We start from the raw sequence: 14,324 nt of genomic DNA, 5'->3' as shown, positions 1-14,324 counted from the left end.
GCCAGCCTACCGCGCGCGGTAGGACAACCCGATCACGGGGCGCGCTCGGGCAGCACGGCGCTGAGCAGGAACACGACGCTGCGCTCCGTCTCCGTCCAGGCGCGCGTGTCGAGCGCGACGGACTGGAGCAGGGCGCACTCGACTTGATACCCGTGCTCGGTGAGGTCGCGGCCGACGAGTTCGGCCGCGTCCCGCGTCGCGGCATGGGCGACGATCCGCTGCGGGCGCCGGTCGGCGACCGCGGAGACCACGGCCACTCCCCCGCCGCCGACGCGGACGACGTCCGGTTCGGGCAGGTTCTCCAGAACGTGCGGGGCGGTGCCGTGCACCACCTGCATCCGGACGCCGAAGCGGTGCGCGGCCGACTCGGTGCGGGCGCAGGCCCGCTGGTCCCGGTCGACGGCGATGACGGCGGCGCCGCCGCGCGCGGCCTCGGTGGCGAAGGCGCCGCTGCCACAGCCGATGTCCCACACGAGGTCACCGACGCGGGGCCCGAGACGGGCGAGTTGGGCGGCCCGGAGCAGATCCGTTTCCCCTTCGCCGAGCCCGCCGCCGTAGACCTCGGCGGGCTGGGTCCAGCCGCGCGGCCCGTGGCCGGGGTCGCGCCCGGCGATCCAGCCGCCGCCCTCACCACCGGCCCGGCCGCCGATGACGATGACGACGTTGGGGTCGCGCCAGGTGTGGTCGGCGGCCTTGTCGGAGGTGACGACGGTGACCTGTTCGCCTTCGGTGCCGAGCTCCTCGCAGATGACGAAGGTGCGGTGGACTCCGTCCAGGAGCAGCCCGAGTTCGGCGGGTCCGGCGCCGGGGGCGGTGAGCACGGCGACCTTGGCGTGGGCGCGGCACACGTTCACCGCGCGTCGCAGGGTGCGCTTGTGTGCGACGACCACTTGGGCGTCGTCCCAGGGCATCCCGGCACGGGCGAAGGCGGCGGCCACGGACGACACGGCCGGGACGACCTCGACCTCCAGGCCGAACTCCGGTGCGCGCAGGGTCCGTACGACCCCGAAGAAGCCCGGGTCGCCGTCGGCGAGCACCACCGCGGTGCCGCGGTGGGCGGCGATGCGGCGGGCGGCGAGGGCGACACTGCCGAGGCGGATGCGCTCGGCGGTGCGCGGTACCTCGGGCAGCGCCAGGTGGTGGGCCGCGCCTGCCACGAGGGTGGCGGCGCCCAGGGCGCCGCGCGCCGCGTCGGTCAGCGGCGAACCGTCCCAGCCGATCACCGTGACCCGGTCGGCCATCGTCGTCAGTCTCCAGATTGCGCAGGTCGTGAGGGTACGGACGCCCAAGAGCGTGTTCCGCGAGCGTACCCGGTGAAGCTGCCGGGTGCGCGGCGGGGCGGGGCGGGTGCGCCCGCGGGTCCCGGCGCCTCAGTTCCATTCCGAGAAGGAGGTGTAGCCGCCGGACTCGGCGAGCTGCTCGCCCGCACCCTCCAGGTCCTCCGGCAGCAGGCTCCACACGATGAAGTCGGTGCGCATGTCGGTCCACGTGCCGTCCTCGGTGCGGACGTGCGCTATGCAGGCGTTGCGCAGCACGCCCTCGCTGATGCAGCCGATCTTCTGGGCGACCTGCTGGGAGGCGGTGTTGTCGGCGGCCGTGCGCAGCTCGATGCGTTCGAACTTCTGGTCCCCGAAGAGCCATTGCGCGGTGGCGAGCGCGGCCTCGGCGGCGTACCCCTCGCCGCGCGCCCAGGGTGCGACGATGTACGACAGCTCGGCGGACCGCACGTGCCAGTCGGCCTTGGTCAGCTGGACGATGCCGACCAGCCGCTGGGTGAGGAACTCGGTGACCGCGAGGTCCAGGCCCCGGCCGGCGGTGCGCTCGGCGGGGGCGTACTCGGTGATCCAGGTCCGGGCCCCCTCCTCGGTGAAGGGCTGGGGGACGTCGGTCCAGGCCGCGACCTGTTCGTCGTTCATCATCTCGGCCAGGGCGGGTACGTCGTCCTCCTCGAGGGGACGCAGCACCAACCGCTCCGTGCTGATGGAGATGTTGGGGAAGGTGCTGTTCATGCGCCGCTCCGTAACCTTCGGAAGAACCTTCAGGGCCTGCTGAACTGCCCAGCATGCAGCATGAAAGCACTGAACCGCACCACGGGGTCCTCCCCCACTGCCTGAACGGCGTGGGGGTACCCCCACCCTGTGAGGGGGCGGACCCCGTGCGTCGCGCGGGTGGCGGTGGTGCGGATCAGAACGCCGGGACGACCGCGCCGTCGTACTTGTCCTCGATGAACTTCTTCACCTCGGGCGAGGTGAGCAGCTCGGCGAGCTTCTTGACCCGCGGGTCGTTCTCGTTGCCCTTCTTCACGGCGAGGAAGTTGGCGTACGGGTTGCCCTTGGCGGCCTCGGCGGCGATGGCGTCCTTGGCCGGGCTGAGCTTGGCCTCCAGCGCGTAGTTGCCGTTGATCACCGCGGCGTCGACGTCACCGAGGGAGCGCGGCAGCTGGGCCGCCTCGAGCTCCTTGAACTGGAGGTTCCTGGGGTTGGAGGTGACGTCCTTGGGGGTCGCGTCGTATCCGGCGCCGGCCTTCAGCTTGATGACGCCGTTGGCCTCCAGCAGCTTCAGGGCGCGGGCCTCGTTGGTGGTGTCGTTGGGCAGCGCGACGGTGGCGCCCTTCTTCAGGCCGGCCAGCTTCTTGACGCTCTTCGAGTACACGCCGAGCGGCTCCAGGTGCACGGTGCCGCCCGGGACCGGCACGATGTCGGTGCCGTTCTTCTTGTTGAAGTCGTCGAGGTACGGCTTGTGCTGGAAGTAGTTGGCGTCGACCTGGCCCTGCTGGACGGCCGTGTTCGGGGTCACGTAGTCGGTGAACTCCTTGACCTCCAGCTTCAGGCCGGCCTTCTTCGCCAGGTTGTCCCTGACGTAGGTGAGGATCTCGCCCTGCGGGGTGGGGGTGGCGGCGACCGTCAGCGGAGCGTTCGCGTCGGCCTTGCCGGAGCCGGAGCCCGATCCCGAGCCGCAGGCGGTGAGCCCGAGGGTGAGGGCTCCGGCGGCGAGGACGGCGGCCGTGATCTTGGTGGCGTTACGCACGAAAAGTGCCTTTCCTTGGGTGGTGCGACCCCTGGTACGGGGAGATTCGGGAGGAGGGCTTCAGGCGGCCTTGCCGACGCCGGTGACCGCGGGTTCCCCGGCCTTCAGCAGCCGCAGCTTCGGCGCCGGGCCGGAGCGGCCGCTGCGGCGGTGCAGGGAGCGGGCCGCGAGGTCGCCGGCGAACTGGATGGCCGAGATGACCACGGCGAGGATGGCCACGGTGACCCACATCAGCTGGGTGTCGAAGCGCTGGTAGCCGTAGCGGATGGCGATGTCGCCGAGACCGCCGGCGCCGACGGTGCCGGCCATCGCGGAGTAGCCGATGAGGGCGACGATCGTGGTGGTGGTGCCGGCGATCAGCGAGGGCAGGGACTCGGGAACGAGAACCTTGCGGACGATGGTCCAGGTGTTGCCGCCCATCGCCTGGACGGCCTCGACCAGCCCGCCGTCCACTTCGCGGACGGACGTCTCGACGAGCCGGGCGAAGAAGGGGATGGCTCCGACGGCCAGCGGCACGATGGCGGCCTCGCGGCCGATCGTCGTGCCGGTGACGAAGCGGGTGAAGCCCATCAGGGCCACCATCAGGATGATGAACGGCATCGAGCGGGTGATGTTCACGACCTGCCCGATCAACTTGCCGGCGACGACGTTCTGGAGCAGCCCGCCCCGGTCGGTGAGGACCAGCAGGACGCCGAGGGGCAGTCCGCCGACGACGGCGACGAGCGTGGACCAGCCGACCATGTAGAGGGTGTCCCAACTGGCCTGGGACAGCAGCGGCTGCATCTCGGACCAGGTCACTCGGCACCTTCCTTCACCAGCTCCGGCGAGCGGGCCGGGGTGTGGTCGGCCACGTCGATCTGCAGCCCCTGTTCGCGCAGGAAGCCGATGGGCACCACGTTGTCCTCGTAGCGGCCGGGCAGTTCGATGCGCATCCGGCCGACCTGGAGGCCGCCGATCGTGTCGATGGCCGCGCCGAGGATCGAGATGTCGATGTTGTACGTGCGGGACAGCTGCGAGATGACGGGCTGGGTGGCGCTCTCGCCGTGGAAGGTGACGTCGATGACGGTCCGGTCGTCGGCGGAGGCCTCCCCGCCGACCGGGAAGAGCGCGGCGGCCAGCTCGGAGCCCGGGGTGGCGAGGAGTTCGCTCACCGTTCCGGACTCGACGATGCGGCCGTTCTCCATGAGCGCCGCCGAGTCGCAGACGGACTTCACGACGTCCATCTCGTGCGTGATGAGCAGGACGGTCAGGCCGAGCTGCCGGTTCAGGTCGCGCAGCAGCTGGAGGATGGAGCGGGTGGTCTCCGGGTCGAGGGCACTGGTGGCCTCGTCGGACAGCAGCACCTTGGGGTCGCCGGCGAGGGCGCGGGCGATGCCGACGCGTTGCTTCTGACCGCCGGAGAGCTGGGCGGGGTAGGCCCGGGCCTTGTCGGCGAGACCGACGAGGTCGAGCAGTTCGAGCGCCCTGCGGGAACGTTCCTTTCCGGACGTGCCGAGGATCTCCAGCGGCAGCTCGACGTTGTCCTGGACGGTGCGCGAGGACAGCAGGTTGAAGTGCTGGAAGACCATGCCGATCCGGCTGCGCGCCCGCCGCAGTTCCTTGCCCGCCCGGTGACCGCGGCCGGCCAGGGCGGTGAGGTCCTGTCCGGCGACGGTGACCGTGCCGGAGGTGGGGCGCTCCAGCAGGTTCACGCAGCGGATGAGCGAGGACTTGCCGGCGCCGGACTGGCCGATGACGCCGTACACCTCGCCTTCGCGGACGTGCAGGTCGACACCGTCGAGCGCGGTGATCTCGCGACCGCGCGAACTGTAGACCTTGGTGAGGCCCGATGTGGTGATCACGTGGGTTTCCGTCACTGTCGAGTGCGCGGCGCGTCGTGGGCGCCGGGCACGGCATTCATGGTCGGGGAGCGCCAGAACGCGGCACGGCTCTCGCAGGGGTGCTCAAACCGGGAGAAACGTGTGCGCGGGGGCGTGGCTCGGCCGCGGACGCCGGGCGGACCGGACGGGCGCGGACATGAGCGGGCTCTCGCTTCGGGGCGCGAGGCTCAGCTGGTGCAGGGGCCCTCTAGAAGGCGCACATTCGACGTACAGGACACATACAACGAGCACCGGGCGGCACAGTCGCCTCGGTCGCCGGGATGCGGTCGCTCGTCGTGGTCATGCGGTCAGTAAACCAGACCCCCGGGGCCGGAAGGCCACGGTTGTCCACATACTGGACACACGTGGACACCTGGGCGATGCGGCACGGAGCTGGGGTTTCGCGCCTGTGACCAGTGCGGACAAGGCCCGCGGGCGTCCGTCCGGACGGTCGAGGGCGGGCGCGGGGACCGCCGGACTGTGGCCAACGCCACGGCACCGCACCCGGGGAGCCGCACCGGCTCCGCAGGGCCGGGCCGGGCGCGGCGGGACGTTCCCCCCGTAATAAAGTCGGCGGCATGCTTGATGCCCTGACGCTGGTGACCGGCGTCGCCGCGCTGCTGCTCGCCGCCTGGTGCGGCTGGGCGGCCTACCGTGACCAGCCGACGAAGGACTGGCACTTCATCGGGATGGCGGTGGTGTCGCTGCTCGCCCTGGTCCAGTTGGCGATCGGGGTCGTGGCGCTGGCGCGGGGCGAGAGGCCGTCGCAGGGGACGACGATCTTCGTCGCGTATCTGCTGGGAGCCTTCGCCTGCGTCCCGGCGGCCGGGTTCATGTCGCTGACGGAGCGCACGCGCTGGGGTTCGGTGACGGTCGCGGCGGGCGGAGTGGTCCTCGCCGTCCTGGAGGTGCGGCTCTATGACATCTGGGGAAGGTGAGATGAGCGCCGTGGAGGAGAAGCCGGCCAGGGAGCGGCTCATCAGCGGTCCGGGCATCCTGCTGGTCTGGCTGTACGGCGTGATGGTCGTCGGCGCCGTGTCGCGCTCGGTCTACCAGATCGCCACGGAGTTCGACCGGGCGCCGCTCGCCTACTCGCTGTCCGCGGTCGCCGGAGTCGTGTACGGCTTCATCACGTACTCGCTGGTGCGCGGCGGGGAGAAGGCCCGCAGGGCCGCGCTGGCGTGCTGCGTCGCCGAGCTAGTGGGTGTGCTGACGGTCGGTACGTGGACGCTCCTCGACCGGTCCGCGTTCCCGGACACGACCGTGTGGTCGGACTACGGCCGGGGCTACATCTTCATCCCGGTGCTGCTTCCGCTGTCGGCCATGTACTGGCTGCGCAAGGCACGGAAGCAGCAGCCGCAAGCGGCCTGAGCCGGTCCGCAGCCGCGCTACGCGGTCGCCGCGTAGCTGCCGTCCGGCTTCTCCAGGATGATCATCGGTACGCCGTCGGCACCCTGGGAGGTGCCGACCGCCCGGTAGCCCACGCGCCGGTACAGGCGCAGATTGCCCTCGCTGCGATGACCCGTGTGCAGCCGGAACCTGGTGGCGCCGCGCTCCTCGGCCAGCGCGGACTCGGCCGCGCGCAGCAGCCGGGCGCCGATGCCGTGCCCCTGGAGGCGCGGGTGGACGCAGAGCTTGCTGATGAGGGCCGCGCCGTCCTCGGTCACCCGGCCGCGCACCGAGCCGACCACCTCGTCGCCGAGCCGCGCCACGAAGACGCAGTCCTCGGCGAGCTCGTGACGGATCGAGTCGAGGCTCTCGACGAGCGGGTCGATGCGGTAGTTGCCGTACAGCGCGGCCTCGCTCTGGAAGCACAGGTACTGCAACCTGAAGATCTGCTCCGCGTCCTGTTCGGCCGCCGCAGAGATGGTCACGCTCATGCCCATGTGCGCATGCCTCCCGCTCACTTGATCGCCGGTCGTCCCCCACTCCTATCCCCGCGCCGCACGGGCCGCAACCTCCGGTGCGGGCGATCGTCGCGGACATCCCGGACAACTGGAAGGTTCCGGGCCCCTGCTGGCTTGTGAGATACCCAACTCACCCGCGACCCCACGGTGGGTGAGGTCCCACGGCTACAGCGGCGGCCGAGCGGAATGACGCGGCCGTCCCGGCGCGGGCTGCCGGGACGGCCGTGGTTCGCCCCGAACGGGGCGGCGGGGTTCAGCGGTTGGCGTGCCGGCCGCTCAGGAAGTCCTCGCGGGCGAGCAGTCCGGTGTCGGGGTTGTCGGTGAAGATGCCGTCGATGCCGGTGGCGAAGTAGGCCTGGAACACGCCGAAGACGTCACCGTAGGCGTCGACGGCGGTGCCCTTGCGGAACTTGGGCGGCAGGAAGGGGTTTTCGTTGCGGACGGTGTAGGGGTGCAGGATCAGACCCGCGGCGTGCGCGTCCCGGACGAGCCTGCTCGGCTCGGTGAGGTTGCCCTCCGCGTCCTTGGGGATGACCAGGTCGACGGTCGGGCCGATGCCCTGGGCGTAGGAGGCGATCTCCTTCAGGCCCTTGGGCGTGATCAGGTCGGCGACCGTGCGCTGATCGCCCGCCTCGACGAAGTCCCAGGGGCGGCTGCGTGCGTTCGACAGCAGCACCACGAGCGGATTGCCGACGAGCCGGTCCAGCCGCTGGATGCTGGTCGGCTCGAAGGACTGGAGGATCACCGGGGAGTCCTCCTTGTCCTTGCCGTACTTGCGCAGCAGCGCGGCGACCCGTTCCTCCAGGCCGAGGCCCAGCTTGCGGAAGTACGTCGGGTGCTTGGTCTCGGGGTAGATCCACACCTGCCGACCGCGCTTGCGGGTCTGCTCGTCCTGCCACTTCAGGACCTCTTCGAAGGTGGGGATCTCCCAGCGTCCGGTGTAGAGGGTGTTGTGGGGGCGGTTGGCCGGGATGCGCTCGACCGCGCGCAGCGTCTTCAGCTCGGCGAGGGTGAAGTCCTCGGTGAACCAGCCGGTGGTGGGCACCCCGTCCACGGTCTTGGTGGTCCGGCGGGCGGCGAACTCGGGGTGGTCGGCGACGTCCGTGGTGCCGCCGATCTCCGGCTCGTGCCGGCACACGAGGTGACCGTCCTTCGTCGGCACCAGGTCACCGGCCTCGACGACATGGGCGCCGAGGTCGAGGGCCAGGTCGTAGGAGCCGAAGGTGTGCTCGGGCCGGTAGCCGCTGGCGCCCCGGTGGCCGACGATCGTCGGCACGGGCAGGTTCTCCAGCCCACCGCCCTGCCAGCCGCCGGCCACGCCCTGGACGGCTCTGGCCGCACCGGGCAGTCCGAGGACCGCTCCGCCCGCGCCCAGCACCGCGGCCCCGAGTACGGCCCGGCGTCCGGCCCGGCGCCCCTGCTCGTCCGACTCCCGCGTACCCATGACCGCCTCCTGGTCTCGTGTCGTCCGTGGGCGCCGATCGTAGGTGGGCCGCGATGACGGACGGGAGACCGCGTGGCGAACACCAGCGTGACGCCAGGTGTCGTCGGAGGCCGTACGCGACACAAGACGCCGGGAGCCGGAGGGGTGACGGCGCGTCGGCATGTCCCCGTCCCGGCCGGGAAGACGGCTCAGTGGCGGGCGCCGCGGTCCCTTGGCGCGACCGATCCGCCGAACGGGGCGAAGTGGCGGACCGCGCGGGCGCCGCCGCGCGCGTCGCGCGGTCCGGGCACCGCCGCCTCCGGCCGCTGCGTGTCAAGGCCCGCGGACCACCGCCGGTCCCTGCGGACCACGACCGCCACGGCCAGCACCGTGAGAAGCACGACGAAGGCGACCACGTTGGACATCCCGTTCTCCCCTCCCGGAGGCGAGCGACCTCCATCACATCGTTCCGTTCGGGTTACCGGGCCGAAACATACCTCCGTCGCAGGTAAACGTATGTCAACAGTGTGTAAGAGGCGGTGAGCCCGATGTGCAATCGGCCCCGGCCCGCGAGTATCGTCCTCACCTGCACAGACTCATGAACAATCCCTCGACATCTCCAGACACCGGAGGGCCCGTTGTCCCGCTTCGCGCTCATCAAGGCAGTGCTCGGCCCGATCATGCGCCTGATGTTCCGCCCACGGGTGGAGGGCGCGGAGCGGATTCCGGGCGACGGCCCGGTGATCCTGGCCGGCAACCACCTGACCTTCATCGACTCGATGATCCTGCCGCTGGTCTGCGATCGTCAGGTCTTCTTCATCGGCAAGGACGAGTACGTCACCGGGAAGGGCTTCAAGGGCCGGCTGATGGCCTGGTTCTTCACCGGCGTCGGCATGATCCCCGTCGACCGCGACGGCGGCCGGGGCGGTGTGGCCGCGCTGATGACCGGCCGCCGGGTGCTGGAGGAGGGCAGGATGTTCGGCATCTACCCGGAGGGCACCCGCTCCCCCGACGGCCGCCTCTACCGCGGCCGCACCGGTATCGCCCGGCTCACACTGATGACCGGGGCGCCCGTGGTCCCGTTCGCCATGATCGGCACCGACAAGCTCCAGCCGGGCGGCGCGGGTCTGCCCCGGCCGGGCCGCGTCACCGTCCGCTTCGGCGAGCCGATGGAGTTCTCCCGGTACGAGGGCATGGACCGTGACCGCTACGTCCTGCGGGCCGTGACCGACTCGGTGATGGCGGAGGTCATGCGGCTGTCCGGGCAGGAGTACGTCGACATGTACGCGACCAAGGCGAAGGCCGCATAGGCCTCCGGCGGCCGGGCCGGGTGCCGGCCGCGGGTCCGCCGCGACCGGTCGCCACCGCGCCGCGCAGCCGTATGCCGACGGCCCGCGCCCCCGCCGTACCCTGCCCGGGGTTCAGAGCTCCTGGCCCTTCAGCAGGAACCACGCCGCCAGCGCCGTTGCCAGCAGTACCGCCGCTCCCGCTCCCGACGCCAGGTGCAGGCCGTGCACGAAGGACTCCCGTGCCGCGTGCAGCAGGGCCTCGGAGGTGTGCGCCGGCAGGCTCGCCGCCACCTCGACCGCGCCGCCCAGCGACTCGTGGGCGCCGGACGGTGTGCCCGCCGGGCCGGTGAAGCCGCGGTAGACGCCGGTCACGATGGAGCCCAGCAGGGCGATGCCGAGGGCCGCGCCCAGTTCGTACGCCGTCTCGGAGACCGCCGAGGCGGCGCCCGCCTGCTCCTTGGGCACACTGGAGAGGATCACGTCGGCGGTCACCGTGAAGGAGAAGCCGGCACCGACGCCGACCACCAGCAGGGCCGTGCCCAGCAGCGGATAGCCGGTGGTCCCGCTGAGCGTCGTCAGCGCGGCCAGCCCCAGCCCGATGGCGGCCAACGAGCCTGAGACCACGTTCCGCACCGAGAAGCGCCGGGCCGCCCGCCCGGCGAGCAGTCCGGCCACCACCGCGCCCACGGCGGCGGGCAGTTCGAACAGGCCTGCCTCGAACGGCCGCCTGCCCTGGACGAGTTGCAGGTACTGGGACAGGAAGAACACCAGGCCGGACATGCCGAGCACGGTCAGCAGATCGGCGAGGACGGCGCCGGAGAATCCCCGGCTGCGGAAGAGCCGTATGTCCAGCAACGGCTTCGGCAGCGTGAGCTGGCGGCGGACGAAGCCGTACAGCGCGGCCGCGCCCAGCAGGCCCGTGGCCAGGACCGGCCAGGTGAACCCGTGCGCCGCGGCCTCCTTGACCGCGTAGACGACGCCGACCACGCCGACCAGCGACAGCACGACGCTCGCCAGGTCCCACGGGCCCGGGTCGGGGTTGCGGGACTCGGGCAGGGTCTTGACGCCGACCAGGACGAGGACCGCCATCACGGGCAGGTTGATGAGGAAGACCGAGCCCCACCAGAAGTGCTCGAGCAGCAGGCCGCCCACGATCGGGCCGACGGCCGTGCCGCCGGAGGCGGTGGCACCCCAGATGCCGACGGCGAGGCTGCGCTCGCGCGGGTCGTGGAAGAGGTTGCGGATCAGGGCGAGCGTGGCGGGCATCAGGGTGGCGCCCGCGACACCGAGCAGTGCCCGGGCCAGGATCATCAGTTCCGGTGTGCCGGCGTAGGCGTTGAGCACGGAGACCGCGCCGAACGCGGTGGCACCGCCGAGCAGGATGCGCTTGCGGCCGATGCGGTCGCCGAGGCTGCCCATGGAGACGAGCAGACCGGCGATGACGAAGGAGTAGATGTCGCCGATCCACAGCAACTGGGTGCCCGAGGGCCTGAGGTCCTCACTGATGAAAGGGGTCGCGAGACCGAGGACGGTCGCGTCGACGGCCACCAGCAGCACGGCGAGCACGAGGACCGAGAGCGCGAGCCAGCGGCCCGGACGCTGCTCCACCTCCGCCGCGCGAGCCGGCTGCAGGGTGCTGGTCATGATTCCTCGTTCCGTGATGTGTCCGTGCGCAGTGCGCCGCCGAGCAGCAGCTCGCTGATCATGTGGTGGAAGTCCTTGGGGGCGACCTTGCCGCTCAGCACGACGTAGGCGCCGGAGGCGATGAGGCCGAAGAGTGCCTCGGTGAGCCAGGCGGGGGTGAGGTCGATACGGAACTCGCCGCTCAGCTGGCCGCGCCGGAAGACCTCGGAGACGCGCTCGTCGAGCCGGGCCCAGCCCTCGTTCTGCTCCTCGCCCTCGAACAGCTGGTTCTCCGTGTAGAGGAAGGAGAGCAGCCCGGCCGCCGGTTCGATCTCGCGGACCAGGCGCCGTACGGCATCGCCGGCCGGCCCCTCCCCCAGGCGGGCCGCGTCGAGAGCGGCCTCGCACTCGGCGATGCCGAGCGTCTCCAGCGCCCTGACGAGCGAGTCGCGTCCGGCGAAGTGGCGGTGCAGCGTGGCCCGGCTGATCCCGGCCGCCTTGGCGACCTCGTCCATGGTGGCGGTGGACTTGTGGGTGAGCAGGGTGGCCGCGCTGCGCAGCATGTGGTCACGATCGACAGCCATGAGACAACAGTACCTCTGATGAGACATTGATGTCTCACAATAGGCGTACGCGTCTCAACGGTTCATGCTGGAAGCGAGGTGCCGTGGGAGGTCAGTGCCAGGGCAGCTGCCCGCGCCGCTCCCAGTAGGCCCGCGGGTTCTCGACCAGCGCGTCGAGGCGGGCGAGCTGGTCCTCGTCGAGGTCGACGGCCGGGGCGTGCAGGTTGGAGGCGAGCTGGCCGGGGGTGGCCGCGCCGGAGAGGACCACACCGGCCCACGGCCTGCGCAGGATCAGGGCGAGGGCGACCGCGTCGCAGCCCAGGCCCGTCTCCCGGGCTACCGCCTTGAGCGCCTCGGGGGCGTACGGCTCGGCGAGCCGCCCGTTGGCCATGCCCTCCTTGACGATCACCGTCAGTCCCGCGTCGTGAGCCTCGGCGAGGGCGGGACCGGCGGACGTCTCCAGGGCGTTGTACGTCGACTGGACGGTACGGAAGAGGGGTGCGCCGTCGACCGTCACGCCGAGCGCGGCCCGGACGGTGTCGGCCTGGGTGGGCCCGCTGGTGGAGAAGCCGATCGTGAGGCCACCGGCGGCCGCCTCGGCGAGCCTGGCGTGCAGTTCCTTGTCGGTGAGCGCCGGGCTGTCCGGGGTCAGCGAGTGGATCTGGTAGAGGTCGAGCCGGTCGCCGAGGAGTTCGGCGGTCTCGGCGCGCTGCCGCTCGTAGGTGGCGAGGCTGTGGTCCTTGACCTCGTGCCGGTCGGCGTCGGTGGTCCAGTTCGCGGTGTAGGTGTAGCCCCACTTGCTGCCGATGACGACGTCGTCGGCGTCGGGGCGGGCCCTGAGCCAGTCGGCGAGGAACTCCTCGGCGCGGCCGTAGGAGCGGGCGGCGTCGACGTAGCGGACGCCCTGCGCGTAGGCGGCGTCCAGGAGTTCGTGGGTGCGCTCGCGCAGGGCGTCGACGGTGCGGTCGGCCGGGAGGTCGCGGTCCCGGCCGAGGTTGATGTAACCGGGGCGCCCGACGGCGGCCAGCCCCAGGCCGATGTGGCAGGTCGGGGTCGTGGCCGAGGCCAGTCGGGCGAAGGGCATCGCGGGCTCCGTTCGGTCGCTTCCTTACGGCTGTGGACCAACGTAACCCGCGAGGCCCCGCAGGCGGGCGAACTACTTCCTGGCGTCCGCCCACTCGTGCTGCGCCGCCACGTCCGCCTTGACCTCGGCGAGCTGGACGGCGACCGCGCTCGGGGCGGTGCCGCCGCGCCCGCTGCGGGAGGCGAGGGCGCCGGGGACGTTGAGGACGGTGCGCACCTGGGGCGTGAGGTGGGCGGAGATCTTGGCGAACTGCTCGTCGGTCAGCTCGTCGAGTTCCTTGCCCTCGGCCTCGGCGGTCTTCACGCACTCGCCGGCGACCTCGTGCGCCACCCGGAACGGCACGCCCTGCTTGACCAGCCACTCGGCGATGTCGGTGGCCAGCGAGAAGCCTGCCGGGGCGAGCTCCTCCATACGCTCGCGGTGCACGGTGAGGGTGGCCATCATGCCGGTGAAGGCCGGCAACAGGACCTCCAGCTGGTCGCAGGAGTCGAAAACGGGTTCCTTGTCCTCCTGGAGGTCGCGGTTGTACGCCAGCGGCAGGGCCTTGAGGGTGGCGAGCAGGCCGGTCAGGTTGCCGATCAGCCGGCCGGACTTGCCGCGCGCCAGCTCGGCGATGTCCGGGTTCTTCTTCTGCGGCATGATCGACGAGCCGGTGGAGAAGGCGTCGTGCAGGGTCACGAAGGAGAACTCCTTCGTGTTCCAGATGATGACCTCCTCGGCGATCCGGGAGAGGTTCACACCGATCATCGCGGTGACGAAGGCGAACTCCGCGACGAAGTCCCGGGAGGCCGTGCCGTCGATGGAGTTGCCGGCGCTGCCGCGCTCGAAGCCGAGGTCCCGCGCCACCGCCTCCGGGTCCAGGCCGAGGGAGGAACCGGCCAGGGCGCCGGAGCCGTACGGCGACACCGCCGTCCGCTCGTCCCACTGGCGCAGCCGCTCGGCGTCCCGCGACAGGGACTGGACGTGCGCGAGGACGTGGTGGGCGAACAGGACGGGCTGGGCGTGCTGGAGGTGGGTGCGGCCGGGCATGGCCACGTCCGGGTGGGCCTCGGCCAGGCCGATGAGCGCGTCCTGGAGGTCGGCGATCAGAGCGCCGATGATCCGGGCGTGGTCGCGCAGGTACATGCGGAAGAGGGTGGCGACCTGGTCGTTGCGGGACCGGCCGGCGCGCAGCTTGCCGCCGAGGTCGGCGCCGAGGCGCTCCAGCAGGCCGCGCTCCAGGGCGGTGTGCACGTCCTCGTCGGCGATGGTTCCGGTGAAGGAGCCGTCGGCGACGTCCGCCTCCAGCCGGTCCAGCCCGGCCAGCATGCGCCGCAGTTCGTCGTCCGTGAGCAGCCCTGCCTTGTGCAGCACACGGGCGTGGGCGCGGGAGCCTGCGATGTCGTAGGGCGCGAGGCGCCAGTCGAAGTGGACGGACGCGGACAGCTTCGCCAGGGCCTCGGCGGGACCGTCGGCGAAACGGCCGCCCCAGAGCCGTACGTCACCGCTGTTGCTGCTCACTTGCGTTGCTCCTCGGAGATGGCGATGTGCGCGACCGCCTCCCCACCCG

15 protein-coding genes and 1 pseudogene are annotated in these 14,324 nt (G+C 71.5%); 3 read left to right on the top strand and 13 right to left on the bottom strand.

Annotated elements, in window-relative coordinates; all coding sequences use genetic code 11:
• Positions 1 to 32: 32 nt before the first annotated feature.
• The 5 genes from cbiE to ACFY4A_RS06005 form a co-directional block, all read right to left on the bottom strand.
• The gene (cbiE, locus tag ACFY4A_RS06025) at positions 33 to 1,241 is read right to left on the bottom strand and encodes a precorrin-6y C5,15-methyltransferase (decarboxylating) subunit CbiE (protein WP_390828175.1); all 1,209 of its coding nucleotides are present in this window, start codon (positions 1,239 to 1,241) and stop codon (positions 33 to 35) included.
• A 129-nt stretch (positions 1,242 to 1,370) separates the two neighbouring features.
• Entirely contained in the window at positions 1,371 to 2,009 is a 639-nt protein-coding gene (locus ACFY4A_RS06020) for a GNAT family N-acetyltransferase (protein WP_390828174.1), read from the bottom strand.
• Positions 2,010 to 2,184: 175 nt separating this feature from the next.
• On the bottom strand, positions 2,185 to 3,027 hold the full coding sequence (locus tag ACFY4A_RS06015) for a MetQ/NlpA family ABC transporter substrate-binding protein (RefSeq protein ID WP_390828173.1): 843 nt from the start codon (positions 3,025 to 3,027) through the stop codon (positions 2,185 to 2,187).
• 60 nt (positions 3,028 to 3,087) lie between these two features.
• Positions 3,088 to 3,825 carry a methionine ABC transporter permease gene (locus tag ACFY4A_RS06010; protein WP_390828172.1) on the bottom strand — a complete coding sequence of 246 codons (738 nt, stop codon included), beginning with the start codon at positions 3,823 to 3,825 and terminating at the stop codon, positions 3,088 to 3,090.
• Complete coding sequence (locus ACFY4A_RS06005; RefSeq protein WP_390828171.1) at positions 3,822 to 4,868, bottom strand: methionine ABC transporter ATP-binding protein; 1,047 nt, start codon at positions 4,866 to 4,868, stop codon at positions 3,822 to 3,824. The genes ACFY4A_RS06010 and ACFY4A_RS06005 overlap by 4 nt, the downstream gene beginning before the upstream one ends.
• Positions 4,869 to 5,464: 596 nt before the next feature.
• On the opposite strand from ACFY4A_RS06005, the gene ACFY4A_RS06000 reads away from it, so the two are divergent.
• Complete coding sequence (locus ACFY4A_RS06000; RefSeq protein ID WP_390828170.1) at positions 5,465 to 5,824, top strand: hypothetical protein; 360 nt, start codon at positions 5,465 to 5,467, stop codon at positions 5,822 to 5,824.
• Position 5,825: 1 nt separating this feature from the next.
• The gene (locus tag ACFY4A_RS05995) at positions 5,826 to 6,257 is read left to right on the top strand and encodes a hypothetical protein (protein WP_390828273.1); all 432 of its coding nucleotides are present in this window, start codon (positions 5,826 to 5,828) and stop codon (positions 6,255 to 6,257) included.
• A gap of 17 nt (positions 6,258 to 6,274) precedes the next feature.
• Here ACFY4A_RS05995 and ACFY4A_RS05990 read toward each other — a convergent pair whose 3' ends face one another.
• The 4 genes and pseudogenes from ACFY4A_RS05990 to ACFY4A_RS05975 form a co-directional block, all read right to left on the bottom strand.
• Positions 6,275 to 6,772, bottom strand: a complete 498-nt coding sequence (locus ACFY4A_RS05990; RefSeq protein WP_390828169.1) for a GNAT family N-acetyltransferase — start codon at positions 6,770 to 6,772, stop codon at positions 6,275 to 6,277.
• A 45-nt stretch (positions 6,773 to 6,817) separates the two neighbouring features.
• Positions 6,818 to 6,958 (bottom strand): annotated as a pseudogene (locus tag ACFY4A_RS05985) (sigma-70 family RNA polymerase sigma factor); the annotation flags it as partial.
• Positions 6,959 to 7,046: 88 nt separating this feature from the next.
• Positions 7,047 to 8,237: a glycerophosphodiester phosphodiesterase gene (locus tag ACFY4A_RS05980; RefSeq protein ID WP_390828168.1), complete on the bottom strand. Its 1,191-nt coding sequence runs from the start codon at positions 8,235 to 8,237 to the stop codon at positions 7,047 to 7,049.
• 188 nt (positions 8,238 to 8,425) lie between these two features.
• Positions 8,426 to 8,641: a hypothetical protein gene (locus tag ACFY4A_RS05975; protein ID WP_390828167.1), complete on the bottom strand. Its 216-nt coding sequence runs from the start codon at positions 8,639 to 8,641 to the stop codon at positions 8,426 to 8,428.
• Between the two features lie 213 nt (positions 8,642 to 8,854).
• On the opposite strand from ACFY4A_RS05975, the gene ACFY4A_RS05970 reads away from it, so the two are divergent.
• A complete protein-coding gene (locus tag ACFY4A_RS05970; protein ID WP_390828166.1) occupies positions 8,855 to 9,526 on the top strand; it encodes a lysophospholipid acyltransferase family protein in 672 nt (223 codons plus the stop codon).
• A 111-nt stretch (positions 9,527 to 9,637) separates the two neighbouring features.
• Here ACFY4A_RS05970 and ACFY4A_RS05965 read toward each other — a convergent pair whose 3' ends face one another.
• The 4 genes from ACFY4A_RS05965 to argH form a co-directional block, all read right to left on the bottom strand.
• The gene (locus ACFY4A_RS05965) at positions 9,638 to 11,149 is read right to left on the bottom strand and encodes an MFS transporter (protein ID WP_390828165.1); all 1,512 of its coding nucleotides are present in this window, start codon (positions 11,147 to 11,149) and stop codon (positions 9,638 to 9,640) included.
• Positions 11,146 to 11,712, bottom strand: coding sequence for a TetR/AcrR family transcriptional regulator (locus ACFY4A_RS05960; RefSeq protein WP_390828164.1), 567 nt, complete (start codon positions 11,710 to 11,712; stop codon positions 11,146 to 11,148). The genes ACFY4A_RS05965 and ACFY4A_RS05960 overlap by 4 nt, the downstream gene beginning before the upstream one ends.
• A 91-nt stretch (positions 11,713 to 11,803) precedes the next feature.
• Positions 11,804 to 12,775: an aldo/keto reductase gene (locus tag ACFY4A_RS05955; protein WP_390828163.1), complete on the bottom strand. Its 972-nt coding sequence runs from the start codon at positions 12,773 to 12,775 to the stop codon at positions 11,804 to 11,806.
• A 72-nt stretch (positions 12,776 to 12,847) separates the two neighbouring features.
• The gene (gene argH / locus ACFY4A_RS05950; protein ID WP_390828162.1) at positions 12,848 to 14,275 is read right to left on the bottom strand and encodes an argininosuccinate lyase; all 1,428 of its coding nucleotides are present in this window, start codon (positions 14,273 to 14,275) and stop codon (positions 12,848 to 12,850) included.
• Positions 14,276 to 14,324: the final 49 nt, after the last annotated feature.

The organism is Streptomyces sp. NPDC001292, assembly GCF_042896465.1.
GTDB lineage: Bacteria > Actinomycetota > Actinomycetes > Streptomycetales > Streptomycetaceae > Streptomyces.
Note: the sequence above shows the minus strand (reverse complement) of the source record. Positions and strands in the feature narration are given on the sequence as shown.

Excerpts from the sequence above, each read along its gene's own strand:
- cbiE (WP_390828175.1), bottom strand. The coding sequence starts at position 1,241 with ATGGCCGACCGGGTCACGGTGATCGGCTGGGACGGTTCGCCGCTGACC.
- ACFY4A_RS06020 (WP_390828174.1), bottom strand. The coding sequence starts at position 2,009 with ATGAACAGCACCTTCCCCAACATCTCCATCAGCACGGAGCGGTTGGTG.
- ACFY4A_RS06000 (WP_390828170.1), top strand. The coding sequence starts at position 5,465 with ATGCTTGATGCCCTGACGCTGGTGACCGGCGTCGCCGCGCTGCTGCTC.
- ACFY4A_RS05995 (WP_390828273.1), top strand. The coding sequence starts at position 5,826 with ATGAGCGCCGTGGAGGAGAAGCCGGCCAGGGAGCGGCTCATCAGCGGT.
- ACFY4A_RS05990 (WP_390828169.1), bottom strand. The coding sequence starts at position 6,772 with ATGGGCATGAGCGTGACCATCTCTGCGGCGGCCGAACAGGACGCGGAG.
- ACFY4A_RS05980 (WP_390828168.1), bottom strand. The coding sequence starts at position 8,237 with ATGGGTACGCGGGAGTCGGACGAGCAGGGGCGCCGGGCCGGACGCCGG.
- ACFY4A_RS05975 (WP_390828167.1), bottom strand. The coding sequence starts at position 8,641 with ATGTCCAACGTGGTCGCCTTCGTCGTGCTTCTCACGGTGCTGGCCGTG.
- ACFY4A_RS05965 (WP_390828165.1), bottom strand. The coding sequence starts at position 11,149 with ATGACCAGCACCCTGCAGCCGGCTCGCGCGGCGGAGGTGGAGCAGCGT.
- ACFY4A_RS05960 (WP_390828164.1), bottom strand. The coding sequence starts at position 11,712 with ATGGCTGTCGATCGTGACCACATGCTGCGCAGCGCGGCCACCCTGCTC.
- ACFY4A_RS05955 (WP_390828163.1), bottom strand. The coding sequence starts at position 12,775 with ATGCCCTTCGCCCGACTGGCCTCGGCCACGACCCCGACCTGCCACATC.